General features: G+C 41.7%; 19 protein-coding genes, 9 tRNA genes, 1 rRNA gene and 1 pseudogene. 4 read left to right on the top strand and 26 right to left on the bottom strand.

The features are described 5' to 3' along the window. Positions 1–14 precede the first annotated feature (14 nt). From preA to ACIQZD_RS23970, 8 genes are all read right to left on the bottom strand, one after another. Positions 15–1,301: an NAD-dependent dihydropyrimidine dehydrogenase subunit PreA gene (gene preA, locus ACIQZD_RS24005; RefSeq protein WP_402907040.1), complete on the bottom strand. Its 1,287-nt coding sequence runs from the start codon at positions 1,299–1,301 to the stop codon at positions 15–17. A gap of 26 nt (positions 1,302–1,327) precedes the next feature. After that, positions 1,328–2,686 carry an NAD(P)-dependent oxidoreductase gene (locus ACIQZD_RS24000; RefSeq protein ID WP_402907105.1) on the bottom strand — a complete coding sequence of 453 codons (1,359 nt, stop codon included), beginning with the start codon at positions 2,684–2,686 and terminating at the stop codon, positions 1,328–1,330. 704 nt (positions 2,687–3,390) lie between these two features. Further along, positions 3,391–4,656, bottom strand: coding sequence for a GTPase HflX (gene hflX, locus ACIQZD_RS23995; RefSeq protein WP_402907038.1), 1,266 nt, complete (start codon positions 4,654–4,656; stop codon positions 3,391–3,393). A 283-nt stretch (positions 4,657–4,939) separates the two neighbouring features. Beyond that, on the bottom strand, positions 4,940–7,063 hold the full coding sequence (locus ACIQZD_RS23990; protein WP_402907036.1) for a heavy metal translocating P-type ATPase: 2,124 nt from the start codon (positions 7,061–7,063) through the stop codon (positions 4,940–4,942). Then, the gene (locus tag ACIQZD_RS23985) at positions 7,056–7,427 is read right to left on the bottom strand and encodes an ArsR/SmtB family transcription factor (protein ID WP_402907034.1); all 372 of its coding nucleotides are present in this window, start codon (positions 7,425–7,427) and stop codon (positions 7,056–7,058) included. Before ACIQZD_RS23985 ends, ACIQZD_RS23990 begins: the two co-directional genes overlap by 8 nt. Before the next feature lie 486 nt (positions 7,428–7,913). Beyond that, a complete protein-coding gene (locus tag ACIQZD_RS23980; RefSeq protein WP_034304915.1) occupies positions 7,914–8,114 on the bottom strand; it encodes a cold-shock protein in 201 nt (66 codons plus the stop codon). 321 nt (positions 8,115–8,435) lie between these two features. Next, complete coding sequence (locus tag ACIQZD_RS23975) at positions 8,436–10,130, bottom strand: methyl-accepting chemotaxis protein (RefSeq protein WP_402907032.1); 1,695 nt, start codon at positions 10,128–10,130, stop codon at positions 8,436–8,438. A 12-nt stretch (positions 10,131–10,142) separates the two neighbouring features. Continuing rightward, entirely contained in the window at positions 10,143–11,312 is a 1,170-nt protein-coding gene (locus tag ACIQZD_RS23970) for an ATP-grasp domain-containing protein (protein ID WP_402907030.1), read from the bottom strand. 337 nt (positions 11,313–11,649) lie between these two features. On the opposite strand from ACIQZD_RS23970, the gene ACIQZD_RS23965 reads away from it, so the two are divergent. The 3 genes and pseudogenes from ACIQZD_RS23965 (at position 11,650) to ACIQZD_RS23955 (ending at position 14,418) form a co-directional block, all read left to right on the top strand. Then, a complete protein-coding gene (locus ACIQZD_RS23965; protein WP_402907028.1) occupies positions 11,650–13,425 on the top strand; it encodes an ABC transporter ATP-binding protein in 1,776 nt (591 codons plus the stop codon). A gap of 23 nt (positions 13,426–13,448) precedes the next feature. Further along, positions 13,449–14,068, top strand: a pseudogene (locus tag ACIQZD_RS23960) (winged helix-turn-helix domain-containing protein). Continuing rightward, positions 14,065–14,418: a HAMP domain-containing protein gene (locus ACIQZD_RS23955; protein WP_402907026.1), complete on the top strand. Its 354-nt coding sequence runs from the start codon at positions 14,065–14,067 to the stop codon at positions 14,416–14,418. The pseudogene ACIQZD_RS23960 and the gene ACIQZD_RS23955 overlap by 4 nt, the downstream one beginning before the upstream one ends. Before the next feature lie 245 nt (positions 14,419–14,663). Here ACIQZD_RS23955 and ACIQZD_RS23950 read toward each other — a convergent pair whose 3' ends face one another. The 7 genes from ACIQZD_RS23950 to sigW form a co-directional block, all read right to left on the bottom strand. Then, positions 14,664–15,035, bottom strand: a complete 372-nt coding sequence (locus ACIQZD_RS23950) for an iron chaperone (protein WP_402907024.1) — start codon at positions 15,033–15,035, stop codon at positions 14,664–14,666. Positions 15,036–15,358: 323 nt separating this feature from the next. Then, a complete protein-coding gene (gene glmS, locus ACIQZD_RS23945; protein ID WP_402907022.1) occupies positions 15,359–17,161 on the bottom strand; it encodes a glutamine--fructose-6-phosphate transaminase (isomerizing) in 1,803 nt (600 codons plus the stop codon). 464 nt (positions 17,162–17,625) lie between these two features. Next, on the bottom strand, positions 17,626–18,975 hold the full coding sequence (gene glmM, locus ACIQZD_RS23940; protein ID WP_402907020.1) for a phosphoglucosamine mutase: 1,350 nt from the start codon (positions 18,973–18,975) through the stop codon (positions 17,626–17,628). A 55-nt stretch (positions 18,976–19,030) separates the two neighbouring features. Further along, positions 19,031–20,395 (bottom strand): CdaR family protein, encoded by a 1,365-nt coding sequence (locus tag ACIQZD_RS23935; protein ID WP_402907018.1) that lies wholly within the window; start codon positions 20,393–20,395, stop codon positions 19,031–19,033. Next, a complete protein-coding gene (gene cdaA, locus ACIQZD_RS23930) occupies positions 20,388–21,212 on the bottom strand; it encodes a diadenylate cyclase CdaA (RefSeq protein ID WP_137020543.1) in 825 nt (274 codons plus the stop codon). Before cdaA ends, ACIQZD_RS23935 begins: the two co-directional genes overlap by 8 nt. 219 nt (positions 21,213–21,431) lie before the next feature. Next, complete coding sequence (locus tag ACIQZD_RS23925; RefSeq protein WP_402907015.1) at positions 21,432–22,055, bottom strand: anti-sigma factor family protein; 624 nt, start codon at positions 22,053–22,055, stop codon at positions 21,432–21,434. 16 nt (positions 22,056–22,071) lie between these two features. Further along, positions 22,072–22,635, bottom strand: a complete 564-nt coding sequence (sigW, locus tag ACIQZD_RS23920; protein WP_402907013.1) for an RNA polymerase sigma factor SigW — start codon at positions 22,633–22,635, stop codon at positions 22,072–22,074. 170 nt (positions 22,636–22,805) lie between these two features. On the opposite strand from sigW, the gene ACIQZD_RS23915 reads away from it, so the two are divergent. Continuing rightward, a complete protein-coding gene (locus tag ACIQZD_RS23915; RefSeq protein ID WP_402907011.1) occupies positions 22,806–22,991 on the top strand; it encodes a Spo0E family sporulation regulatory protein-aspartic acid phosphatase in 186 nt (61 codons plus the stop codon). A gap of 137 nt (positions 22,992–23,128) precedes the next feature. Here the strand turns inward: ACIQZD_RS23915 and rocF are convergent, their stop codons facing one another. From rocF to rrf, 11 genes are all read right to left on the bottom strand, one after another. Next, positions 23,129–24,031, bottom strand: coding sequence for an arginase (gene rocF / locus ACIQZD_RS23910; RefSeq protein ID WP_402907009.1), 903 nt, complete (start codon positions 24,029–24,031; stop codon positions 23,129–23,131). Between the two features lie 208 nt (positions 24,032–24,239). Next, positions 24,240–24,315, bottom strand: a tRNA-Ala gene (locus tag ACIQZD_RS23905). A 21-nt stretch (positions 24,316–24,336) separates the two neighbouring features. After that, positions 24,337–24,408 (bottom strand) — tRNA-Gly (locus ACIQZD_RS23900). Positions 24,409–24,411: 3 nt separating this feature from the next. Next, a tRNA-Gln gene (locus ACIQZD_RS23895) sits at positions 24,412–24,486 on the bottom strand. 104 nt (positions 24,487–24,590) lie between these two features. Next, positions 24,591–24,674: transfer RNA gene (locus ACIQZD_RS23890), tRNA-Tyr, on the bottom strand. 18 nt (positions 24,675–24,692) lie between these two features. Further along, positions 24,693–24,768 (bottom strand) — tRNA-Thr (locus ACIQZD_RS23885). Between the two features lie 16 nt (positions 24,769–24,784). After that, positions 24,785–24,860: transfer RNA gene (locus ACIQZD_RS23880), tRNA-Val, on the bottom strand. A gap of 17 nt (positions 24,861–24,877) precedes the next feature. Continuing rightward, positions 24,878–24,952: transfer RNA gene (locus ACIQZD_RS23875), tRNA-Glu, on the bottom strand. 31 nt (positions 24,953–24,983) lie between these two features. Further along, positions 24,984–25,056 (bottom strand) — tRNA-Thr (locus ACIQZD_RS23870). A gap of 3 nt (positions 25,057–25,059) precedes the next feature. Further along, positions 25,060–25,134: transfer RNA gene (locus ACIQZD_RS23865), tRNA-Asn, on the bottom strand. 45 nt (positions 25,135–25,179) lie between these two features. After that, positions 25,180–25,295: ribosomal RNA gene (gene rrf / locus ACIQZD_RS23860) — 5S ribosomal RNA — on the bottom strand. Between the last annotated feature and the right edge of the window lie 109 nt (positions 25,296–25,404).

Here is a 25,404-nt window from a genome sequence, read left to right as displayed (position 1 = left end):
ATTAGACCCCTCCATCATTTTACGAAATCAACACTTTCACTGCTTATGCCCCCAAGGAACGATTGGCGTTCATTCCACGTCATTGGCGGTAATTCATTTGTCAATTCGATCATATCAATCGCCCCATCGGCCGGACAGACGATCGAGCATAGATTACAGCCTACGCAATCTTCTTCGCGCACTCTCAAAAAGGAGCTGCCTGACGTGTCCTTTAACATATCTATACATTGATGAGAAGTATCTTCACACGCAATATGGCATTTATTGCAGTTAATGCACACATCATTATTAATGCGCGCAACGACCTTATAATTAAGATCTAAATTCCCCCAGTCGGAATAGCGCGGTACGGACTTACCGACAATATCCATCACGGAGGATATCCCTTTTTCATCAAGGTAATTGGAAAGTCCATCAATCAAGTCTTCTACTATTCTAAAACCGTGATGCATGGCAGCCGTACAAATTTGCACTCCAGTCGAACCCATCAATAAAAATTCCACCGTATCCTGCCAATTTGAAATGCCTCCTATTCCGGAAATGGGAACATTGATCTTATTATTCCTTGCACACTCTGCCACCATATTCAAAGCGATCGGCTTCACAGCGGGACCACAATACCCTCCATGAGCCCCCTTGCCGCCAACATGGGGAATCGTATTCCATGAATGGATATCCACTCCTGCCAAGCTGTTGATCGTATTGATCATGCTTATTGCATCCGCACCGCCGCGCACCGCCGCTTCAGCCGTAACCGTAATGTCGGTTATATTCGGTGTAAGCTTGACGATGACGGGTTTTGATGCAGCTTCCTTCGCCCAGTATGTTTGCTTTTCCACAAGTTCAGGAACCTGTCCCGAAGCAGCTCCCATCCCACGCTCTGCCATACCGTGCGGGCAGCCAAAGTTCAACTCGTAACCATCGACCCCTACATCTTCTATACGCTTGATGATCTCATGCCACTTTTCCTGTTGCGGCTCCACCATCACCGATGCAATGATTGCATGACCAGGGAACCTTTTCTTCGTTTCATATATTTCTTTCAGATTCACTTCAAGCGGACGATCCGTAATCAATTCTATATTGTTGAACCCGGCAACTCTCTGTCCATTAAAGCTGACCGCTGCAAAACGTGATGAGACATTCAGGATGGGATCACCCAATGTCTTCCAAACAGCTCCTCCCCAGCCAGCTTCAAATGCGCGCTGGACTTGATAACCTGAATTAGTAGGTGGTGCTGAAGCAAGCCAAAAAGGATTGGGAGATTTGATACCTGCAAGATCAATTGATAAATCAGCCATGATAAGCCTCCTATTTTTCATAGTTATTAAGCAATATCCACCGCTTCGCCCATCAAAATCGAGTCAATTTCATAGGCTGTCTTTTTCCCTTGCTGGGCAGCTGAAACAACCATTGCCTCACCTTGGCCTTTTCCGAAGATCACGTCACCGCACGCAAAGATCTTTTCATGCGATGTCTTATAGGAATCACCATCCAATATAACGACACCATCATCATGTTTAATGCCGAACTGTTCAATCAATCCTACATACCTGGATTGGCCTATAGCACGAATGACCCCATCGACCGGTATGACGAACTCCGATCCGGGAATTTGGACTGGACGGCGCCGCCCATCTTCCCCTGCCTCGCTAAGCACCATCTTCACGCACTCGATGCCCGTAACCTGACCGCTTTCATCCGAGAGGATCCTGGAGGGCGCAGTCAGCCAGTGAAACCCGACACCTTCTTGTTTGGCAAACTCATATTCAAATTCATAGGCTGTCATTTCCTTTTGGGTACGACGATAAATAATGCTCACCTGTTCGGCGCCCAGGCGTACAGAACAGGTCGCGGCATCGATCGCCGTGTTTCCAGCTCCAATTACCGCCATCTTCTTCCCGATGAATTTATCAGTGATTGCCCCTGTCTTCGTTGCTTTTACGAAATCGATTGCATCATAAACTTCAGCCAAATCCTCCCCTTCAATTCCAAGCTTAGGGACATCGGACATGCCGATAGCTAAAATGACCGCATCATAGTCGGCAGTCAGCTGATTTGCGGAAACATCCACGCCGACCCGTGTATTCGTTTTAATATCAACATCCAAACTCTTTACTTGTTCAACTTCCCAATAAGAAATGCTCTGAGGCAAACGGAACGATACAATCCCGTAAGTATTTAATCCGCCTGGATTCTTTTCAGCTTCGAAAATGGTTACACTGTAGCCAAGCAAGGCTAACTCCCTTGCTGCAGACAAACCCGCCGGACCGCTTCCTACAATGGCAACTTTTTTGCCATTCTTCTTCCCGGCCTTGAATAGGGCTTGTTTATTTTGGATGGCCCAATCTGTGGAATAACGCTGGAGATTGCCAATCATGATTGGCTTTGTAGAATGGTTCAGGACACATGCCCCCTCACATAACTCTTCAGTCGGACATACCCGCGCACAGCTGGCACCGACAGGATTGGCCGTCATGATCGTCTTGGCCGACCCTTTAAAATTACCTGAAGCTATCTTCTTAATAAAACCTGGAATATCTATTCCGGTCGGACAGGCTTGGATACATGGGGCATCATAGCAGTATAAACATCGATTCGATTCTTCCAAAGCTTCCCTTGGGGATAAACCCCTCTCCGCTTCCTGAAAGTTAATCTCTAGACCACCTTTTAACGGGCTCGTCATACTCATCCACTATTTCTCCTTCCAAACATTTATTTGTGAAAAGGGAGGAATTGCATGCATTTCTCTCTACTGTCCTCATATTTAAACGATTGAAAGCATTGCCAACATGGTTTCCGTCAATTTATTCAACAAACAAGCCATGGCGATTTCCCAGCTAAAATTCTCTCGTTTTGTTTATTATTTTCTATCATTCTCTCACTGGTCACGCCTCGATCCCTGCTTCCTACTAACACAAAAAGCCCCCCCTACTAATCTTAAAAACTCAAAACCTGATGATAAATCAGAAAATTGAGTATTCTTTATTTTATAATGTTGAAAAGCAAGTTACATTATACAAAGTGTAAAGCATTTCCAGTTGCTAGATATGCAATATGTAATATCCATGTTATATTTCCTAACAATAAGTGATAAACATCGTCATTTTTCTACATTCAAACTTACTTTTCATCATACTTACTGATACTATTTGAATGATTTGTTCCGAAGCCTACTTATCAACACTTTGTCCACATAAAAAAAAGCCCGGAAACTCTATTCAAGGTTTCCTGGGTCTTTTCGCTTTTATCCACAACTTATTCACATATTATATGGCTGTATTCTCTTTGTTTTTGCGGAATAGAAGCATTTCAACAAAAGTTATCCACAACTAGAAATCGACTTTTCCACTTATCAACAAACCGTTAACAATTTATCAACAGGCAGGCTCATTCCGGATGAATAACGTATCGTTTATATTTCTCATAATCCGTTTTCTTGCACTCAAGCTTTATTCGATATCCGTTTGCCTCATATTCAGTTTCCATTATGTTACCATTTTCATTGAAATGGGAAACCAGCTGCCCTTGATCATATGGAATCAGCATTTCACAGTGAGTATAGTCGACAAAAATATGCTTGCGAATTTGATCGATCAATTCCTCGATGCCGACTTTGTTTTTTGCTGACATATATACAGAGTCACGATTCACCTTAGGGATTTCCAAATCGGTAAGGTCCGCTTTATTATAGGCAAAAATCGTCGGAATTCCTTTAATGCCTATCTCATTTAAAGTCTTATCCGTTATCTCTATTTGCTGCTCATGATTTGGATTGGAAAAATCGACAACATGGATCAACAGATCCGCTTCTACCACTTCTTCTAGTGTTGATCGGAATGCTTTCACGAGATGATGGGGCAATTTAGACACAAATCCCACCGTATCAGTCAATAAAAATTCCTTATTATCCGGCAGCGGAATGTTTCGGACAGACGTCTCAAGCGTAGCAAACAGCATATCCTTCTCAAACACCTGCTTTTCCGCTGTTGGATGGAACATTTCGATCAAAGCATTCATGATCGAAGATTTACCTGCATTGGTATAACCGACCAAGGATACAACAGGGATGGCATTCTTTTTCCGCTGTTTCCTCTGCGTTTGCCGGTGTGCAACAAGGTCTTCCAGTTCCTTATTCAAAACACTTATATTTTCCTCGATTCTCCTGCGGTCAAGCTCTAACTGCTTTTCACCCGCACCCTTGTTTGTACCGACCCCGCCACTCTGACGCCCTAATGACTCCCTCAAACCTACGAGACGCGGGAGCATATACTGCAGCTTCGCCACTTCTACCTGAAGCTGTGCTTCCTTCGTTTTCGCCCGATGCGCGAAGATGTCCAGAATCAAGATTGTCCGGTCAATCACCTTGCAATCCATGTCCCTCTCCAGATTACGAAGTTGCGAAGGGGAGAGCTGATCATTAAAAATGACGACATTAGCTTCTTTATACTCAACGAGATTTTTTACTTCCTCGATCTTCCCGGTACCGATAAAATGTGATGAGTTCACCCGATGCAAATTTTGTGTGATGGTCCCTGCAACCTCTACCTCACATGCTTCCGTTAAATTGGCCAATTCCTCCATCGAATACTCAAAATCCTTTGAACCGTTGAGATTAACTCCAACCAAGATTGCCCTTTGCTGTAATTCCATCATTTCAATTCCCTTCCGTACATACCTTACTCCCTATATTATACTTAAACAAACCTATCATGCTGCCTAAAAGCCAGCCACATTGTAGCATACCAGACATCGCTTGCATAACGATTGCTGCCAAAGCAAAGTGTTTTCATTGGACCTCCTTTTACTAAAAAATAAAATTAAACAAAATTTAACAGGACCGATTATTTTTTTCAAAGTTTCACATGAAACAATTGGAAAGCTCTTAAATAAAAGCTCCCTGGTGCACCTTAAGATGCGCCAGGGAGCCCATATTATTCTATTCTTTTATTTTCAACAACCTAAGACTGTTCAAGGTCACTAATAACGTCGCACCCATGTCGGCAAAAATCGCCATCCAAAGTGTTAACCAGCCCGGCGCTATCAATAATAAGGCCAGGATTTTAATCACCAATGAAAACGTGATGTTCTGCTTTATGATTTTTAATGTTTTGCGGCTTAAGCGGATTGTATAAGGCAGCTTCGATAAGTCATCACCCATTAAGGCGATATCGGCAGTTTCAAGGGCCGTATCTGTGCCCGCCCCGCCCATTGCGATTCCTACCGTGGAAGCTGCCAAGGCCGGAGCATCATTGACACCATCGCCTACCATGGCCACTCGATCATATTTTTGTTTCCATCGTTTGATCATGGTCAATTTATCCTGCGGCAATAGCTCCGCCTCAATCTCATGAACGCCAGCTGCCGCTCCAATTGCTTTTGCTGTTCCGATATTATCGCCAGTCAGCATGATCGTTTTTTCAATGCCCAATTCATGCAGTTTCCGAATCGCTTCCTTACTGCTTTCCCTTATTTCATCTGACACTGCGATCAGTGCCAGGAGCTTCTCTTGATCACCAAGCACCATCACCGTTTTCCCTGTATTTTGAAAGCCGCTGATTAATTTAAGCACATCATCAGGGAAAACTATGCCTGGCTCTTCTTCAAAAAGATGGGGCTTACCAATGTAATAGATTTCTTGATTGATTTTCCCTTTTATGCCTTTACCGGTGATCGCAGTAAAATCCTCTACCAATAAAGAATGATAGTCCACATCGTGGTTTTCCGCCTTTTGAAGAATGGCCGTGGCAAGGGGGTGCTGTGATCTGCTTTCTAAAGCAGCAGCGATAGCCAGCACGTCCTGTTCATTCAACACATCAGATAACACCTTGAAATCAGTCACTTCAGGTACGCCCTTTGTTAAAGTACCCGTTTTGTCAAACGCGATCGCCTTTAAGGCTCCCGCTTCCTCCAAATGGACCCCGCCTTTAATCAGCACACCATGTTTCGCAGCATTTCCGATAGCTGTCACGATGGCGATGGGCGTAGAAATGACCAAAGCACAAGGACAGCCGACAACCAGTACAGCCAATCCCCGGTAAATCCACTCACTCCAATCCCCGTTCATCACAATCGGGGGTAATACGGCAATGGCCAAGGCAATGAGCATGATGGCCGGCGTATAGAATTTTGCGAATTTATCCACAAAGGCTTGGGAAGGGGCCTTTTCGGCCTGTGCTTCTTCAACAAGGTGGATGATTTTTGCAATCGTCGTATCCTCGACTCGCTTCGTGACCTCCACTTCGAGCAGCCCTTCACCATTTAAGGTTCCGGCAAACACTTCACCCTCAACCGTTTTAAAAACCGGCTCGGATTCCCCAGTAATGGCTGCTTGATTAAGTGTCGAGGCACCTTTCATGATCCGGCCATCCATTGCAAGCTTTTGACCCGGTTTAACGATCATGATGTCGCCCACTTCAATCTCATCAACAGCTACCATCATTTCGTGATGCCCTCTCAGGATCAATGCTTCTTTAGGTGCGATGTTCATTAATGATTCGATGGAATTACGGGCTTTATCCATCGAATATTTTTCCAATGCTTCACTTATCGCAAATAGAATGACGACGGTAGCGCCCTCGCCCCATTCACCAAGCACTGCCGCTCCGATGATGGCAACCGTCATAAGGGTGTGCATATCAAAGCGAAGCCTTACAAGGTTTTTCAATCCATTGACAAATAATGAATATCCTCCAACTATGATTGCAGCCGCATAACCGATTACCGGCATGATGCTTCCATCAGCATATCGATTATCCAATATCCAGCTGACCAGCAATAGGAAAACCGAAAACACCACTTTAATATTTTCTTTTTGCTTCCAAAAAGGTTCCTTTTGCGTTACCTGTTCCTGTTCACCGCGGATCTTCAGGTTATCAAAGGCTCCTGCCTTTTCAATCTCTTCAATGGTCGCGCTGCCCTGTACCGCAATCTTCGAGGCACCAAAGTTGATTTTGGCATCCTTCACACCCTCTAGTTCACGGACATTGTTCTCAAATTTAGCCGCACAATTCGTGCAGGATAGACCCTGGATACGATATGTTTTCATTGGGGACTCAGCCATCGACCCTTACCTCCTGCTGATGTTCTAACGCAATGAGAATCAACTGCTTTATATGGTGATCATCCAAAGAATAAAAAGCCAACTTTCCTTCTTTTCGGTATTTTACGATTGCGTGTTTATAAAGGGTCCGAAGATGATGTGACGTTGTTGCCATCGAAGCACCAATGATATTGGCCAGATCGCACACACACAATTCCTCGTCCGTACAGAGCGCATAAGCTATCTTCGCCCTATTTTCATCGCCTATAACTTTAAACAGCTTCGACATGCTGGATATATCCACCTGGCTCATTTCTACTTGAATGCGATTAACCTTCACTTCATCATGCAGGTGAACATCACATATATCTTTCAGTTCCGTCATCTTCTCACACCTCTCATTCAAATCTTCGTTTGATTATAATATAACACAATTCCCTGAATATTCAAATCTATATTTGAATGTATTGGAATCTTTTTTCCTTCCTCCAAGTTAGTGAAAGTGGCCTATATGTCTTTATATGTAGGCCATCGTTTTTTTGTTTCACTTCAGAGTGGCTCCCCTGGAATTTTGCTGAGATGTCCTCTTTCCTATATTCAGGCGAAAAAAAAGAAGGGACATAAATTCCTTTACGCCCCTTCAATCCAATGATTTCAGTAATTACCTATCGATACCTTGATAAGTATAATATATTTAATTTAGTATTTTTTAGAAAAACTATGATATACTTAGTCAAACCTTTTTAAGCGTTTTACTTTACTTGTACCATTTACCCTGCTTATCGTTGAGCAGGGTTTTTTGTTATGTATTTTCACAAAACAAAAAAAGACAGACCCTATAACAAGGATCCGTCTTTTTTTGTTTTTGAAATTATGCTTTTTGAACGTTAGAAGCTTGAGGTCCGCGTTGACCTTGTTCTACTTCAAAAGTAACTTCTTGACCTTCGTCTAAAGATTTGAAACCTTCGCTTTGGATAGCTGAGAAATGTACGAATACGTCGTCTCCGTTTTCGCGTTCGATGAATCCAAAACCTTTTTCTGCGTTAAACCATTTTACTTTACCTTGTTCCATTGTTGTTGCCTCCTAGTGCATCTAAGCACAATGTATTACTATCCTTGCTCTAAGTCATCATCGAAAACGAAAAGTAGTACTTTTAGTATCCTTAGTACCGAACAAAAATAATTAAGACTAAGCATAACATTAAATGGTAGCGATTGCAAATGGTTTGGATAAACTTTTTCCCAGCAATTTTTAATACTCTCTCAATTCGATGAAAAAATAAGCAGTAACGAAAGTGACTCTATCTATTACACATGAACTCTTACATGCATTCATCCAAACAAAAACCTCTCGTTATAACGAAAGGTTTTTGTAAATGTTTACATCAAATATTTATTTTTCGGTAATGAACTTCTCTACCATTTCTTCTAAAATCGCCGATTCATTTGCTAAATCTTGATTTTGTTCCTTCAATCCAGTCATTATGCTACTTTGTTGAATGGCAGCTGCCGAGATTTGCTCCGTTGTTGCGACTCCTTCTTCTGAAATCGCCGCAATTTCCTGAATGGATGCCAGGCTTTCATCCGAAGACTCATTGATTTTTTTCGAATGGGCGGCTAATTGTTCCGTGCCTTTCAACAACTTCTCTACGGAATCAAATATCTTATTGAAAATCTCGCCATTGTTTTCCACTAAGGAAACACCATTTAATATATCCTGAAAACTCTCATCATTATTTTGGATGACTTTGGCTGTTTGTTCATTAATCCGCATAATGGATTCTGAAATGATATCGATGGATTCATCTGTTTGCACAGCCAATTTTTGCACCTCTTGAGCAACTACGGCAAACCCTCTGCCCGCATCCCCCGCCCGTGCCGCTTCAATTGAAGCATTCAGGGATAGCAGGTTCGTTTGAGAAGCAATCACCCTTATTAGACCAATCACTTCATTTATCTTCACTACATCCTCTTCCAGGCTCACCAAATTGGCTTTATTCGCTTGGCCGTTTTCCATGATTTTATCCATCTGGCTCGTTACATCTTGCACTTGCTTACTCCCTTGTTCAGCAAGTGTATTCGTATGCATCGTAAATTCATTCATTTCATTCGTTTGCAAGTTCATCAAACGGATTGTCTCCGATAAGTCACTGATCATATTGGAAATTCGGTCAATATGATGGGCACGTTCTTCCGAAGCTTTTGCTTCTTCCGTTGTACCCGTCACGATCTGGCCATAGGATTCCACCATCTCTTCAAAGGATTGCTGAATGGACACTGTCGTTTGATTCATCGTTTGGGCATGTTCACGGACATTCTGGATAATATGCGCCAAACTCAATCTCATATCTTCGAACCCATTTGAAAGATCGCCAATCTCATCCTGTCTACCAACGGGAATCGATTTACTTAAGTCCCCTTTTGCCATTTCATTCGTGTAACCAACAAGTTCATTGACGGGTCCCGAAATCTTTTTCCCGATGACAACGGCGCATAACACACCTAATATAATGGCACTTGCCAGAAATAAGATATTATAGAATATCATTGTGCTTTTCAATTCATCAATGAATTTTGCATCCATATCGATTCCGACAATCGCATCCGTTCCTTCGATTGGCGTAAAGTATGACTTGTGTGTACCCCACTTATCTTTATATATTTCACTTAATACATCTTCTTTTCCATTTATCGATTTTGCCTGTTCCGGCGTGAAGGGGGATTCCACCATGTAGTCCTCGCTGCCGTTCAAGGCTACAATCATGTCGGCATCGTTCTCCCGCTTCAAAACATAAACATATTCGATTCCCTTTTTATCTTTAACAAAGGCATCCAACTCCCGCTTAATCTCTTCTCCCCGTACCGAAGCCTTGCTTATCAAAGTGGGATTGAGGCTTGCTGCCAAACTGTGGGCATTTTCAGAAAGACGCTCATCGAATTGCGGAAGGACATTCTCATTGATCATTTTATTAGTACTATAGGAAAAGCAAAGGCCCATGGCCCCTGCGAAAAGTATGAAAGGAATAATATAAAACAAGAATAGTTTTGCCAATAGAGATTTTTTAGGATTCAGCTTTGAAAATCTCATTTCCATGCCCCCTTAGTTGAAAACCAGGTGTTTTACAGTCAAATATGGTATTAAATCCAAATGAAGCAATTGGAGATTTTTATTCAAATCCTCACTTCTATAAAAGATGATGGCCATGCTCCGGTCATTTTGGAAAGGAAGCTGCCTATATTCCAAAACATGTTCGAATTCATGACGAAGTCCTTCATGATCAATACGTGCAACATCTTCCAGATTGATTTCCAGTGGAACCTCTGCAAAGAAAAAACTATATATATGATCGTCCATCTCTTCCAATATCCGATTCCAATCGGGTTTCGTTCCTGAAAAATAGTGTTCATACATATTCATTCCATAGGCATGGTAACCTAGATCCGTTGTACCCGCCCCGGCAAAACGCAAGGGATTGATTTCGATGGGTATCACCCGGTTTCCTTTTTTGCGAATTTCAAAGTGTACCGGGTAATTCCTAAGTGGAAGGACCGTTTGGATATTCCTCATGAACTTTAGTGCATCATGATAGATTTCATTAATGGCCAACTTCGAAGTATAATAAATTCGATCGGAAGTATCGTAATCATCCTTGAATAGTCGCTTAAAGACATTCAAAATGACCGGTTCACCATCTTGATTGTAATAACCATCAATGGCATACTCTTCACCCTGAATCCACTCTTCCATTAAAACGGTCTGGGAACCGATCACCTCTGAATCATATAATCCATCCGAATGAAGTAAATCCGCTTTAAGCTGGTTCACGGCTATATCCCAATCCTGCTCATTCTTGACTTTGTGCACCCCTACACTTGAATAGCCAATATTGGGTTTGATAACTACCGGAAACGGTATTTGATTTTTATCCAGGTCACTTATAATGGATAAATCAATATCTTGGAAATAGAAATCAGGATATAAAGATTTCGTCAAATTTCGTACCTGACTCTTATCCTTCAATAACTTTGACCAAATGTATTCATTGCTATTCGGTTGAAAATGACCTAATAATGTTATGCCATTTTCAGAGTTTGTAAGAATTCTTTTGTCCATTTCCATGGACTTGAAAAATTCTGTATCCTTTTGAATGTTTAGCTTTTCTGATGTTAATCTGTCTCCCCATTGCCCTTGTTCCAGCACTGGAATTTGCTTTTCCTCTAACACCTTTAGAAGAATTGGCGACACAATGGACTCATTCAAAATAATCATTTTTTCCACCTAACTTATACTGTTTTTTGTATCTCCATATTTAATCGGTTAAAACCGGTAAGTTTTTAGCTTATATAGGTATTTATTATTAAAAATCAAGCTATTACTATATCTTTTTACCTATCCGACCTAGTCTTGAGATTCTTACACATCTCCCTTACCGTTAACCATCGAATATTTAATTTTCTTGTATCTTCATAAAAAAAAGCCGACACTATTTTAAGTGTCCGCCATATTTTTTCAACTTTATTATTCAGAAAAGGTTCACCAGAATTTTCGTGGAATAACTAAGACTAGTTCATATTCAATTCATAACTTCTTTATATACTTCTCTGTAATGAAAATCAAGAAAGGATGTATTTTACATATGTCAGAAGCAAAAAATCAAAAAGGATGGCGCCAGTTCATTCGGTTGGTTCAACAGACGAAGCCTTCTAAACTAATGATAGGGATTGCATTAGCATTAAGCCTAGGTACAACGGGTGTAGGTTTATTAGTCCCTTTATTCACAAAAAATCTAATTAATGATTTTTCAATCAGTTCACTAAGCACTGAACGGATCACACTTCTCGTTCTTGCCATCATTGTTCAAGCATTGGCCAGTGGATTTTCCATCTATTTATTAAATCGGATCGGTCAATCTGTAGTGGCGGGTATCCGCGATCAACTATGGAAAAAATTACTCATATTACCCGTGAGTTATTTTGATGAACATCCATCGGGGGAAACAGTCAGCCGAATGACAAATGATACAACTGTAGTTAAGGGATTAATTTCTGAACACCTCTCAAATTTCGTTACTGGAATCATTTCCATCGTAGGCTCCATGATCGTGTTATTCGTATTGGATTGGAAAATGACATTATTGATGTTCACTGTAATTCCACTCTCTGTGTTGATATTAATGCCATTAGGGAAAAAAATGCATAAAATTTCAAAAGGGATGCAGGACGAGACAGCAAGCTTCACCGCAGTCCTTCAGCAGGTGCTAACGGAAATACGCCTTGTTAAAGCTTCGAATGCAGAAGCTTTGGAATATCAAAATGGAAAAAAAGGAATCCATAAATTATTTCAATTCGGATTAAAAGAGGCAAAAATCCAAGCGTTGATTGCGCCGCTAATGAGTTTTGTCATGATGGCATTACTCGTGCTGATTTTAGGTTATGGGGGAATGCGCGTTTCTTCAGGAGCCCTGACAGCTGGAGCTCTAGTTGCATTCATCATGTATCTTTTCCAAATAATCATGCCAATGGCTCAATTAGCCAGTTTCTTTACACAATTCCAAAAAGCAACGGGTGCAACAGAGCGCATCATTTCCATTCTGGATTCAGTGGAGGAAGAAGATGCGAAGCAGCCAGTTCAAAATATAAGTCAATCAATCAGCGTGGAGAACCTGAACTATAGTTATAATAATGGAGAACAGGTACTTAAAGATATAAGCTTTAACGTTGAAGCCGGAAAGGTCACTGCAATTGTCGGCCCAAGCGGCAGCGGAAAAACGACCCTTTTTTCGTTATTCGAGCGTTTCTACAAACCACAGCAAGGGTCCATTTCCATAGGTGGGAAATCCATAAATGATTTCACACTGCTTTCATGGAGAAGCCAGATTGGATATGTTTCACAAGAAAGCCCGATTGTATCAGGTACAATTCGAGATAATATTTGTTATGGCATCGATCGGGATATAACGGATGGGGAATTAAATCAAGTGGCTAAAATGGCGTATGCAGATCAGTTCATTTCTGAGCTTCCGAACGGGTATGATACAGAGGTTGGTGAAAGGGGCATGAAATTATCAGGCGGTCAAAGACAAAGAATCGCGATCGCTCGTGCATTTTTAAGAAACCCTAAAATATTAATGCTTGATGAAGCTACCTCCAGCCTAGACAGCAAATCAGAAAAAGTGGTTCAACAGGCATTGAATGATTTAATGAAAGGCCGAACAACAATAGTCATCGCCCACCGCCTATCGACCGTTATCGGTTCAGATCAAATCATCTTCCTTGAAAAAGGGAAAATAACAGGCAGCGGAACACATAAAGAGCTATATAATACGCATTCACTATATCGCGAATTTGCTGAACAGCAGTTGCACAAACTTGAACTGGCCTAATTCACCGAAAGGAAAGAAGAAGGATGACAAAAATATTGATAGTCGGATGATGCACATATTCGCGAACTTATAAACCTGTTGTTAAGAAAAGAAGGATTCGATTTATATGAAGCCTCAGATGGAGATTATGATGCCTAACATGGATGGATGGCAATTATGCAAGGAGTTACGGGAATTTAGTGATATCCCCCTTTTAATGCTGACTGCAAAAGGGGAAACAACACAGAAAGTAAAAGGTTTCGGGCTTGGGGCAGATGATTATCTTGTAAAGCCATTTGAACCGATCGAATTGGTTCTGAGAATAAAGGCATTACTAAAACGCTATAAAATCACTATTTCACAAACATTAAATATCGGTGAATTAAAGATGAATCGCAACACACATGAAATTTCATTCAAAAAACAGGAATATACGATTCCCTTAAAAGAATTCGAATTGTTGTTTAAATTAGCAAGCTATCCTGGAAAAACTTTTTCCAGGGAAGATCTTATCGAAGACATTTGGGGCTATGATTATGAAGGTGATGAACGAACTGTCGATGTTCATATTAAAAGAGTACGAGAACGGTTTTCAGAATCGGAATTCCCCTTCCGGATTAAAACGATTTGGGGCTTGGGCTACCGTTTGGAGATAACGAGATGAGAAGCAATCGATTTTTCAAACAAATGCTTGGCACGTTGTTTTTTGTTACGTTTATTTCAATTTGCTTTTCCGCCGGTTATTATATCATTGAACTATTGCCCTTAAGGTTAACCGATTATGTTCGGTTTCTGGTCACTATCATGATAAGCATCGCAATCATGATATCCATCGGTTATCTTATCCGCGCTATCCATCACAATAAACGGGTAAATATTTACCTCGAGATCATAGATGCCTTAAGGAAAATAGCAAATGGCGATTATAATGTACAATTGGATTTTAAAACGGGCAAGAAAAATGAAATGACGGATATCATTAACCACTTCAATCACATGGCCATCTTTGATTAACATTTATTTCATTGTCAGGAAAAGAACATACATCAAAAACAACAATATAATATATCCATCAAAGAATTTAACTTTTTCACTTTGAAATTGATTATTTTTTCTTACCTTTATAAATAGAAAAGTTAATATAGATAGAAAAAATATTAAACCTGTTATGGTAGTAATTGGAGACACCATTACTTTAAAATACGTTTCAAATGGGCACTTTAATAGAGGTTCAGCTCACCCTTAATAACCCGCTTTTTTTATTTCCGCCAAAAAGTTGAACAGTCTTCCTTATCAAAAATATTAAACTCTATCATTTTCTCAAGTAATGAGTAATCAACCGGACTGTCCCACTTGATACGTACCAACTGCTTGGTGTGATCATAGCCAGCCTGCACGATTTCATCAGAAAAATGATCGATCCCTGCCTTTTCAGGGGCAACAGCCAAATGATGTTTGGCTACGCTAAAGCCAATAATATATGTGTCATGATCGGTAAACATAGGCTGATTCCACGCAATCTTCGGCATTAGATTTGGAAATTTCTTAGTTACCCAAGCCAAGACTTCTTCCGTTCGTTCCCTATGTTGCGGGTTATCAATATTCGCTAAAAACTCTGCAAAGACTTCCATGTCATTCTCTCCTAAATTAAAAAAATTTTTATGAAGACTTCATTTTCAACATCGCCTAAATTTAATGCCAATACGGGTTTCTTTCAACAATGCACCATAGGAAGATCATTAACATTGCTCTAATGGATGCCATGATTACCTACTGATGGATTTGATAGATTGCATTACACTGCCACCGATTCTTATTACCTCGGTCTTCTAATCCACTTGTCAACTTGAGAGGTTCTCGTTGTTTTAAACATAAAAAATACCCCTTTGGCTAATCATAGCCAAAGGGGTAAAGCTTCGCAACTTTTCATAATCTACATTGCATTCATTCAAACTTACTCAACCGTTACACTTTTCGCAAGATTACGCGGTTTATCCACGTCACATTCGCGGTGCAAGGCTGCGTAGTAAGAAATGAGCTGCAGCGGGATAACAGAGATAAGGGGTGTTAATAGTTCATTCACTTCTGGGATGACGAAACGGTCATCCTCTTCTTCAAGCCCCTTCATGGAAATGATGCAAGGGTTGGCGCCTCGGGCAACCACTTCCTTCACATTACCACGGATGCTTAGGTTGACGCCTGCTTGCGTAGCAAGTGCTATGACAGGTGTACCTTCTTCAATCAAGGCGATCGTTCCATGTTTAAGCTCTCCGCCAGCAAAGCCTTCAGCCTGGATGTATGAAATTTCCTTCAGCTTAAGGGCCCCTTCAAGCACGACATAGTAGTCAAGGGAACGGCCGATGAAGAAGCAGTTTCTCGTTACGGACAAATATTCACGGGCAATGTCTTCCATCTCTTCTTTCGAATCACATAGGGCTTCCATCGCCGTCGCAACGATTCCAAGCTCTTTTACAAGGTCGAAACCATACTCCATGTTACGGAATTGGCCAGTTACATTTGCCAAGATTGATAAGACTGCCACTTGGGCTGTGTAGGCCTTTGTAGAGGCAACGGCAATTTCAGGGCCAGCATGCAGCAAGAGCGTATAATCCGCTTCACGTGACAATGTGGAGCCAGGTACGTTCGTGATGGTCAGGGCTTTATGACCAAGCGCTTTGATGGACACTAATACGGCACGGCTATCTGCAGTTTCACCACTTTGTGAAATGAAGATGAATAACGGTTTTTTCGATAATAACGGCATATTGTAAGTGAATTCTGATGCCACATGTACCTCAACCGGAATTTCAGTCATTTTTTCGATGAATTGCTTACCAATCAACCCTGCATGATAGCTGGTTCCGCAAGCAATGATATAAATACGGTCAGCCTCACTTACGGCTTCAGTAATGTTATAATCGATTGCAAGTTTACCTTCTTCATTTTGGTATGCTTGAATGATTTTACGTATGACAGCTGGCTGCTCGTCGACTTCCTTGAGCATATAGTGAGGATACGTACCTTTTTCTATATCACTCGCATCCAGTTCAGCAGTGTATGGAGCACGCATAACTTCTTCATTGGAAAGGTTCTTGATCGTTACCTTTTCATTTGTCACGATAACCATTTCCTTATCCATCAACTCAAGGAATTGATCTGTGACTTGCAACATCGCCATTGCATCCGAAGCGACAACGTTAAAGTCTTTTCCGACGCCGATCAGCAGCGGGCTTTTATTTTTTGCGACTAAGATGGTTTCATCATTTTCAGCATCCAATAGGGCAATTGCATATGAACCCTCTAATAGAGTGAGTGTTTGACGGAACGCCTCTTCCACTTCCATGCCCTCGTTCACGAACTTCTCTATCAGTTGAACGATGACTTCCGTATCCGTGTCACTTTTAAAGGCAACATCCTTCAAATATTCACGTTTTAGAATCGCATAGTTTTCAATGACCCCATTATGAACTAAAGTCAATCGACCTGAATTACTTTGGTGAGGATGGGCATTTTCACGGCTTGGCACACCATGGGTGGCCCAGCGCGTATGTCCAATTCCGATATGTGCCATAGTATTTTCATCCACGGCTGCTCGTAAGTCCGCGATTCTTCCCTTTTCCTTAAAGATTGTCACGCCTGCTTCATTTCTCACAGCAATCCCTGAAGAGTCATAACCGCGATATTCAAGTTTTTCAAGACCTTTTAATAAAATTTCCTTTGCATCGTTAAGTCCAATATATCCAACAATTCCACACATAATTTCTGTTCCTCCAACCGATTCGAGGGAACAGGAATGCACGGGGGCATCCCTGCCCCCTCATCTCTGATATATATTTTTATAAAGGAAATGCCCTAAAGCACTTTTCCCATTGTGCACTTCCAACCCTTTGTGCAGTAAGTTGCCCTACTGTTTTAAGATTGGAATTATTGCGGCTGTGCACTTCAGCCGGGAGGTATCCGCCGATATTCGATAAACCTCCTCCTCGTCAACTAAGCCATTTCTCGTCCAGACTTAGTTCAGGCGCTTTTGTGAATCCGTTTCTCCTTGCCTACCCTCCTTTTTAAAACAACCATTTTCAAGAAAATGAGTTGTAAATCAGGATAATCATACCTTAAACAAGGGATATAGGTCAATTCTTTATTACCAAGACCTGCAAAAAAGAACTTCTTTATAAAAATATGCATAAAAGGAAATTTCGTTCCTTTTATGCATAGGATTGGTTATTCGTTTATTCCCATTTCCGCTCTTACAACTGCGACGATGCGATCTACATAATTAGTGCATTCCTCAACTGTCGGTGCTTCAGCCATAACACGGACTAGCGGTTCAGTACCGGATGGTCTCACCAAAATACGGCCATTTCCGTTCATTTCCCCTTCAACAGCCTCGATGACTTCCTGTACCTTTTCATTATCGGTTACAGCGTGTTTATCGGTAACTCTGACATTGATCAGCGTTTGTGGATATTTCTTCATCTCGCCAGCAAGCTCCGATAAGGTTTTTTGGGTATCGCTCATGATGTTCACAAGCTGTAAGCCCGTCAATAAGCCATCACCTGTCGTGTTATAGTCCAGGAAGATGATATGTCCGGATTGTTCACCGCCAAGGTTATAGCCGCCTTTTCGCATCTCCTCGACCACATAGCGATCCCCCACTGCCGTCTGGGCGCTTTGTATGCCATGCTCTTCAAGACCTTTATAAAAACCAAGGTTGCTCATGATCGTAGAAACCACTGTTCCCTGTTTAAGACGGTTATTTTCTTTCAAGTATTTCGCACAGATATACATGATTTGGTCGCCGTCCACTATATTTCCTTTTTCATCTATGGCAATGACACGGTCTCCGTCACCATCGAAAGCAAGTCCAACATCCGCACCTTTTTCTTTTAAGAATTCAGCAAGTGCTTCAGGGTGGGTGGAACCTACCTTATCATTAATGTTCAAGCCATTAGGCGATGCCCCCATTGTAGAGATGTCTGCATCAAGATCTGCAAACAGATGCATAGCCAAGGCAGAAGTCGCCCCATGTGCACAATCAAGAGCAACATGAATGCCTGTAAAGTCTTCATCCACTGATTGTTTCAAGTACTGGAGATACTTTTGCCCTCCTTCGAAATAATCGTTCAAATGGCCTAAATCTCCGCCAACCGGGCGTGGAAGTTCATCCTTTTCCATATCTAATAGTGCTTCAATTTCCGCTTCTTGATCATCGGATAACTTAAACCCATCCGGTCCAAAGAATTTAATGCCATTATCCGCTACCGGATTATGCGAAGCGGATATCATGACACCTGCTTCAGCACTTAAGGCCTTTGTTAAATAGGCAACTCCCGGTGTCGAAATGACCCCAAGGCGCATCACTTCAGCCCCAATGGATAAAAGACCGGCAACAAGCGCACCTTCCAGCATTTCACCTGAAATACGAGTATCGCGCCCTATCAGCACTTTGGGTTTTTCTGTATTTCTAGTAAGAACATAGCCACCAAAACGGCCTAGTTTAAATGCCAACTCCGGTGTTAATTCGCTATTCGCTATACCCCTTACTCCGTCTGTTCCAAAATATTTACCCATCTTTATCGCTCCTTCTTCGAATCGTTACTGAATTAAATGATGATGTTAAAGCAGGTCATGTCTCTTCGTCTTTTTGTGTGATGGTGACCGAAATCGTTTCAGAATCCAGTTCCCATTCCATTCCCTCAGGCACTGATACCGCCAAATCCACATCATGCGTACCTTCATCTAAATTACTCACATCTACTGTAAGATTAATGTCGTCTTTAGTTATTTTCTTCAAATCATCCGCCTCACCAAGCAAAGTGATGCTAGTTACATCGGATTCCAATTCGGCATCTTGGTCATCCTGTATGCCCACAGGCACAATTTGTATATTGTTAAAAGTTTTAGACTCAATGGCAGCCGTTTCATCTTTTTCTTTTTCTGCTTCTTCTTCGACTACTTGCTCTTCTTGTTTTTGTTCAGTTTCAGGTTCTTCCTCTTCTACGACTGGCTCTGCACTCTCTTCATCCACATCAACTTTCTCGGTGCGAATCTTGACCTTTACCTTACCCAAGGACATTTTTTGTACACTTTCCGGTTTATTAAGATCGAGTTCCAGTTCTGTATCACCATCGATTTTCGAGATATTTACAGGAAGATTTATTTCATCTATTTTCTCCAGGTCCGATTCCGAACCGAATAATGTGACCTCTTTTGGGTCGACACTCATACTTGTGATCCTGATGCCATCCTTTGTCTTGCCAGTTTGCTTCGGTTCTATCGAAACCGTCTTGGAAGGAATGCTCACTTTTAAGGAAACGGCAACTGAAGATGGCTCGATCGTGACATCCAGCTTATTCAAGTCCCTGTCCAGGGCTTTAACGGTTGCCTTGGCGTTCACCGTTTCGCTAAGTCCCTTACTTATTTCAAGGTTTGCCTTTACATACGAAATTTGTTCAATCGCATCTTTAGCACCCGTTATTTTGACAGTTTTCGGGCTGACTGTTGGCTGACCAGCGGTATACCCCTCTTCAAGTAAAGAGCTATTATACTCGGCTTCAACGGAGAATTCCTTCGTCACCCGTTCCTGAACGTTGACTTCGGCATATTCCGGATCGATCGTCGCCACTAACTTTTCATTCAACTCACTTATTTTAAATGTGACAGTTCTGTCCCCCATTGAGATTGCAGGATCAGAAAGGTCTACATACACTTTAAAGTCCCTTTGGTTTTTCGCATTTATCAAGAGGCTTTTTGCTCCCTTAAGCGTAACATCAACCGTCTCCGGCACTCCGCTCACCACTAGATTCTCACGGTCATAGTAGACTTCAACCGGTACATTTTCGATGGTCTCCGTACTGATTTCAGGGGCTGTCGATAAACCAAGCGATTTTTTATCCGACTCCATCTCAAAGTTAATGGAAATGAACAAAAGTGCTGCCAAGGCAAAAGCTACGATTCTCATAAACCAAGCGCTATTGGTGAATTTATCCATTCTTTTTCCCCCTCCAGTTAAAGATGCTTGAGGAAGTTGATTTGATGTTTTCCACTACCAGTTCACTTGTAAGCATGGCCTTAAATGATTCTTGATTCAAATCCCGGTAAAGTTCCCCGTTTTTAGTGACGGATATTCCTCCCGTTTCTTCTGAAACGACAATCGTAAGACTATCCGTAACTTCACTCATGCCTATGGCTGCCCTATGCCGTGTGCCAAGTTCCTTTGAAATGAATGGACTCTCTGATAATGGCAAATAGCAGGCTGCAGCCGCCACCTGGTTATTTTGCAAAATAACTGCGCCATCATGGAGCGGCGTATTCGGGATGAAGATATTAATGAGCAGTTCTGAAGAAATATAGGATTTTAGGGGGATCCCCGTTTCAACATAATCCCCAAGCTCCGTACCTTTTTCTATCGTAATCAAGGCTCCTATACGCCTTTTTGCCATATAGGTGGACGCCTTTAGGATTTCTTCGACTAAACGCTCTTGCTGATTCTCTTCTGGAACGGTGCCCCTTGCAAAGAGCTTCCCGCGTCCTAATTGTTCAAGTGCCCTTCTCAGTTCAGGTTGAAAAATGACGAGAATCGCCAATACTCCCCAATTCATGACTTGTGCCATTAACCATCCGAGTGTATTGAAACCAAACAGGTTGCTTAAGCTTTTTACAATGACAATTACAAAAATTCCTTTTAGCAGCTGAATAGCCTTCGTGCCTCGAATAATAGTTAACAATTTATATATCACAAACCATACAAGGAGAATATCAATGAAATTTACTACATAGTCCCAAACAGTCAAATTGGTTAAAGACATGTTGTTTCCTCCAGTCAGTATTACTCCAAATACCAATTACAATCTTTATACGATAACCTTAATAGTATACCATTTTTTAAATGATACATCTAAAAACTAGTGTGAGAAATTTACATAGGAAAAAAGGATCATGAAAAATGATTCCCCTTTACTTTAAAAAATAAAGCTGAGCGAAGTCACCGTAAGTGAAAAACGGTGCCCCCTCCCAGCTTCTATTCCTTATTCCTTTTTCTCCTCTTTAGCAGGAACCAACGAGGTTGCAGTGTCCTTTACTTTATACCACATCCACTCAAAAGCTTGGTCAATAACATGGATGCTCCCAGTCACATTCCCTGCTTTAGACATATATTTATGCCCATTTATGACTGTTACATCTCCCTCTACTTCACCATCTATTTGAATGTTACCATTTTGAACTACCACATTTCCCTTGATTGTCTCACCCTCAGGCACAATCACCGTTTCACCATCGACCACTAAGTTAGGCTGCTTTGATACTGAAAAATGTTCGTCCTGATTATAAGTGGAAAAAACAGATCCTGTCATCAATATGATGAACATCGCTGCCGCTGTCATGAAGGGATGGCTTTTGAACCAACGTTTGGCACCTGTTGTTTTCGTTTCCTTTGGCAATTGAGCCATAACCTTTGCTGTAAAGTCATCCGGGGCCTTTATATGGGAAGTGCTTTGTACAAGAGCGACCGCCTTTTTCATTTCATGAAAGTAATCCCGGCATTCAGCACAGTTATGCAAGTGCTCCCGTAAAACTTCTTTATGCTCCGGTTTGATGTCCTCATCTAAATAATCATGCATATATTCAATGATTTCCTCATGGCAGTTCATTTTTCTCACCTTCTTTTTATAAATGGCGTAGTTGTTTACGCAAGGCTTCCCGACCGCGATGTATCCTCGTCTTAACCGTACCGACCGGCAAATCGAGTATTTCACTGATTTCCTTTAATGATAACTCTTCAATATACTTCAATACGATTACCGATCGGTATTTCTCGGGCAATTTCATTATTTCCACTTGAATCGTTTCCTGCAGTTCTAAAGATTCAACTTCTTCCTCGGGTTTCGCCATATCCGATGCAATTTGGGAATACATATTCAATCCCTCTGTTCCTGCCACCTCTGCATCCAGATAGTAGTCCGGTTTTTTCTTGCGAAGCCGGTCAATACAAAGATTGGTCGCAATCCGATATAACCATGTAGAAAATTTCATAGTTATATTGAAACTCCGAATATTCACGTAGGCCCTTACAAAGGCCTCTTGTGCCAAATCTTCTGCTTCTTGCCTGTTTCCGAGCATCCTGAAACATATTTGGAAAACTTTGTCCTTGTAAATTTCGACAACTTCCCCAAATGCATTATGGTCTCCCTTTAATACTTGATTAATTCTCTCTTTAATGAGTGCATCCATTTTCCGGTATTACCCCCGCTCATGCGGCTATACGATTACTACGAATCGTAAGCTAAAAGGTTTCAAAAACTTAATACATTAATTTTAACAAAGTTTTACATTTTATGTTTAAGAAAAAAAAAACAGGGCTATATAGTAAGAAATTGTAAAATTCAAGGGAGTGATTCTATATGACTGCTGAACAAATTTTAGACCATATTGAACAATACAGACAGAAGATGATGTTTTTGGCTTCCCGTTCTTCGATGGTGGATAATGAGGTTGTTGAAGTTAGCAGCAAACTGGATTCTTTAATCATCCAATACATCCATTTAACTAAAAATGGAGATCTCACAGACAGACGTGGTCTCAAGTGAATACGGATATACGATTGCAACCATCTATCTATAACTATGTTCCTGTTACATACACCCTGGAAAATAAACCTACGTCTTCTAGCATATAAAAAACAGTAACCCATTACAAGCCGGTTACTGTTTCTTTTAATTTTCAGTTATAATAATTTTTCTCCAAATAGCGAACCCATTAGGGCCACGGCAACGATCGCCGTCTTATTTCGCTCATCTAAAATGGGATTCACCTCTACGAATTCAGCTGATGTAATCAAGTTGGATTCCGCAAGCATTTCCATAGCCAAATGACTTTCCCGATAGCTTATACCACCAATGACCGGTGTCCCCACTCCGGGTGCATCTGCTGGGTCAACTCCATCCAAATCCAATGAAAGGTGGACGCCATCCGTTCTTTCCCTTAGGTAATCAATGCATTCTTCCATGACCCGTGTCATTCCCAAACGGTCGATCTCATGCATCGTGAATACCTTAATCCCTTTCTCACGGATAAGTTCTTTTTCCCCTTCATCCAATGACCTTGCCCCAATTATTACGATGTTTTCCGGTTTCACTTTTGGAGCAAAACCATGGATATTGATTAAGTCCGGATGTCCAAGCCCAATACTGACAGCCAGGGGCATACCGTGTATATTCCCGGATGGTGAAGTATCTTCCGTATTTAAATCCCCGTGTGCGTCGTACCAAATCACACCTAATTTTTCATAGTGCTTTGCGACTCCTGCCAGTGTACCTATGGCTATCGAATGGTCTCCTCCCAATACAAGCGGAAAGGAGCCTCCTTCTATTATTTCATCAACTTTTGTGGCAAGCAGGGTGTTACCCTTTGCTACAAGCTGTAAGTTTTTTAGATTTGTCCCAGGCTCATCTGCATTTTCAGGACGCCCCACGATTATATCCCCTAAATCCTCTACTTCTATATTCAACCTTTCAAGCCGCTCGACAATCTCTGCGCAGCGAATGGCACTAGGTCCCATATCAACCCCTCGCCTTGCTTGACCAAGGTCCATAGGCAACCCGATGACGGAAATTTTCTGAATAGACATACAATTCCCCCTTTCCACCATTTTATATCGTATATGCCGGTTGGTTCAACTCGACATTTCCATGTATAAAGATGCACGTTTTCCTATCACATATGTTTTTGGTGAAAAAAGATCTTTCTTGCGATTAGTATACCCAACTATGCCTTAAACAAAAAAAAGTCTTAAACCATTTTTGGCTTAAGACGTAAGTTTTGGTGTATGTAGTTGATGGTGGAGCCTAGCGGGATCGAACCGCTGACCTCCTGCGTGCAAGGCAGGCGCTCTCCCAGCTGAGCTAAGGCCCCTAAGGGATATGAAATATATTAAGCGGAAGACGGGATTCGAACCCGCGACCCCAACCTTGGCAAGGTTGTATTCTACCACTGAACTACTTCCGCAAATGGCTGGGCTAGAAGGGATCGAACCTTCGCATGACGGAATCAAAATCCGTTGCCTTACCGCTTGGCTATAGCCCAATATATGATATGCAATAATTAATATTCAACAAAATAAAAAGGTGGTAATCATATAATTCCCCAATAAAGAGAATATATAACTGATCCACAGGATTTTATTAAAATGGTGGAGGGGGGCAGATTCGAACTGCCGAACCCGAAGGAGCGGATTTACAGTCCGCCGCGTTTAGCCACTTCGCTACCCCTCCGCAATATATGGTTGTAAATGGTGCCGGCAAGAGGACTTGAACCCCCAACCTACTGATTACAAGTCAGTTGCTCTACCAGTTGAGCTACACCGGCAAGTAAAGAATTAAAATGGTGGAGGATGACGGGATCGAACCGCCGACCCTCTGCTTGTAAGGCAGATGCTCTCCCAGCTGAGCTAATCCTCCGGATTAATGATTTAAAATGGTGACCCGTACGGGATTCGAACCCGTGTTACCGCCGTGAAAGGGCGGTGTCTTAACCGCTTGACCAACGGGCCGAACTGTTTTGTGTTCATAGATAGATTGGGAAGCTCCCAAGCGGATTCGAACCGCTGACCTCTTCCTTACCATGGAAGTGCTCTACCTACTGAGCTATGGAAGCATATGGCTCCGCAGGTAGGACTCGAACCTACGACCGTTCGGTTAACAGCCGAATGCTCTACCACTGAGCTACTGCGGAATAATATAATGTTTCCTAAAACCCATTTAAAGATTTAAATGAACAGCCTGGCAACGTCCTACTCTCACAGGGGGAAACCCCCAACTACCATCGGCGCTGAAGAACTTAACTTCCGTGTTCGGAATGGGAACGGGTGTGACCTCTTCGCCATCATTGCCAGACTATATTCATTTTTGAAGAAATTTTCATTCCTTCAAAACTAGATAATAAGAAGGTATTTCATTTTTTTAAAGCGTTGGTTAAGTCCTCGATCTATTAGTATCAGTCAGC

The organism is Peribacillus sp. NPDC096447, from assembly GCF_044762725.1.
In the GTDB taxonomy this organism is placed as follows: domain Bacteria; phylum Bacillota; class Bacilli; order Bacillales; family DSM-1321; genus Peribacillus.
This window is presented reverse-complemented; position numbering and strand designations above follow the sequence as displayed.

Bases quoted from the DNA above. Each gene is read 5' to 3' on its own strand.
- preA (WP_402907040.1), bottom strand. From the start codon at position 1,301: ATGGCTGATTTATCAATTGATCTTGCAGGTATCAAATCTCCCAATCCT.
- ACIQZD_RS24000 (WP_402907105.1), bottom strand. From the start codon at position 2,686: ATGACGAGCCCGTTAAAAGGTGGTCTAGAGATTAACTTTCAGGAAGCG.
- hflX (WP_402907038.1), bottom strand. From the start codon at position 4,656: ATGATGGAATTACAGCAAAGGGCAATCTTGGTTGGAGTTAATCTCAAC.
- ACIQZD_RS23990 (WP_402907036.1), bottom strand. From the start codon at position 7,063: ATGGCTGAGTCCCCAATGAAAACATATCGTATCCAGGGTCTATCCTGC.
- ACIQZD_RS23985 (WP_402907034.1), bottom strand. From the start codon at position 7,427: ATGACGGAACTGAAAGATATATGTGATGTTCACCTGCATGATGAAGTG.
- ACIQZD_RS23980 (WP_034304915.1), bottom strand. From the start codon at position 8,114: ATGGAACAAGGTAAAGTAAAATGGTTTAACGCAGAAAAAGGTTTTGGA.
- ACIQZD_RS23975 (WP_402907032.1), bottom strand. From the start codon at position 10,130: ATGAGATTTTCAAAGCTGAATCCTAAAAAATCTCTATTGGCAAAACTA.
- ACIQZD_RS23970 (WP_402907030.1), bottom strand. From the start codon at position 11,312: ATGATTATTTTGAATGAGTCCATTGTGTCGCCAATTCTTCTAAAGGTG.
- ACIQZD_RS23965 (WP_402907028.1), top strand. From the start codon at position 11,650: ATGAAAATCAAGAAAGGATGTATTTTACATATGTCAGAAGCAAAAAAT.
- ACIQZD_RS23955 (WP_402907026.1), top strand. From the start codon at position 14,065: ATGAGAAGCAATCGATTTTTCAAACAAATGCTTGGCACGTTGTTTTTT.
- ACIQZD_RS23950 (WP_402907024.1), bottom strand. From the start codon at position 15,035: ATGGAAGTCTTTGCAGAGTTTTTAGCGAATATTGATAACCCGCAACAT.
- glmS (WP_402907022.1), bottom strand. From the start codon at position 17,161: ATGTGTGGAATTGTTGGATATATTGGACTTAACGATGCAAAGGAAATT.
- glmM (WP_402907020.1), bottom strand. From the start codon at position 18,975: ATGGGTAAATATTTTGGAACAGACGGAGTAAGGGGTATAGCGAATAGC.
- ACIQZD_RS23935 (WP_402907018.1), bottom strand. From the start codon at position 20,395: ATGGATAAATTCACCAATAGCGCTTGGTTTATGAGAATCGTAGCTTTT.
- cdaA (WP_137020543.1), bottom strand. From the start codon at position 21,212: ATGTCTTTAACCAATTTGACTGTTTGGGACTATGTAGTAAATTTCATT.
- ACIQZD_RS23925 (WP_402907015.1), bottom strand. From the start codon at position 22,055: ATGAACTGCCATGAGGAAATCATTGAATATATGCATGATTATTTAGAT.
- sigW (WP_402907013.1), bottom strand. From the start codon at position 22,635: ATGGATGCACTCATTAAAGAGAGAATTAATCAAGTATTAAAGGGAGAC.
- ACIQZD_RS23915 (WP_402907011.1), top strand. From the start codon at position 22,806: ATGACTGCTGAACAAATTTTAGACCATATTGAACAATACAGACAGAAG.
- rocF (WP_402907009.1), bottom strand. From the start codon at position 24,031: ATGTCTATTCAGAAAATTTCCGTCATCGGGTTGCCTATGGACCTTGGT.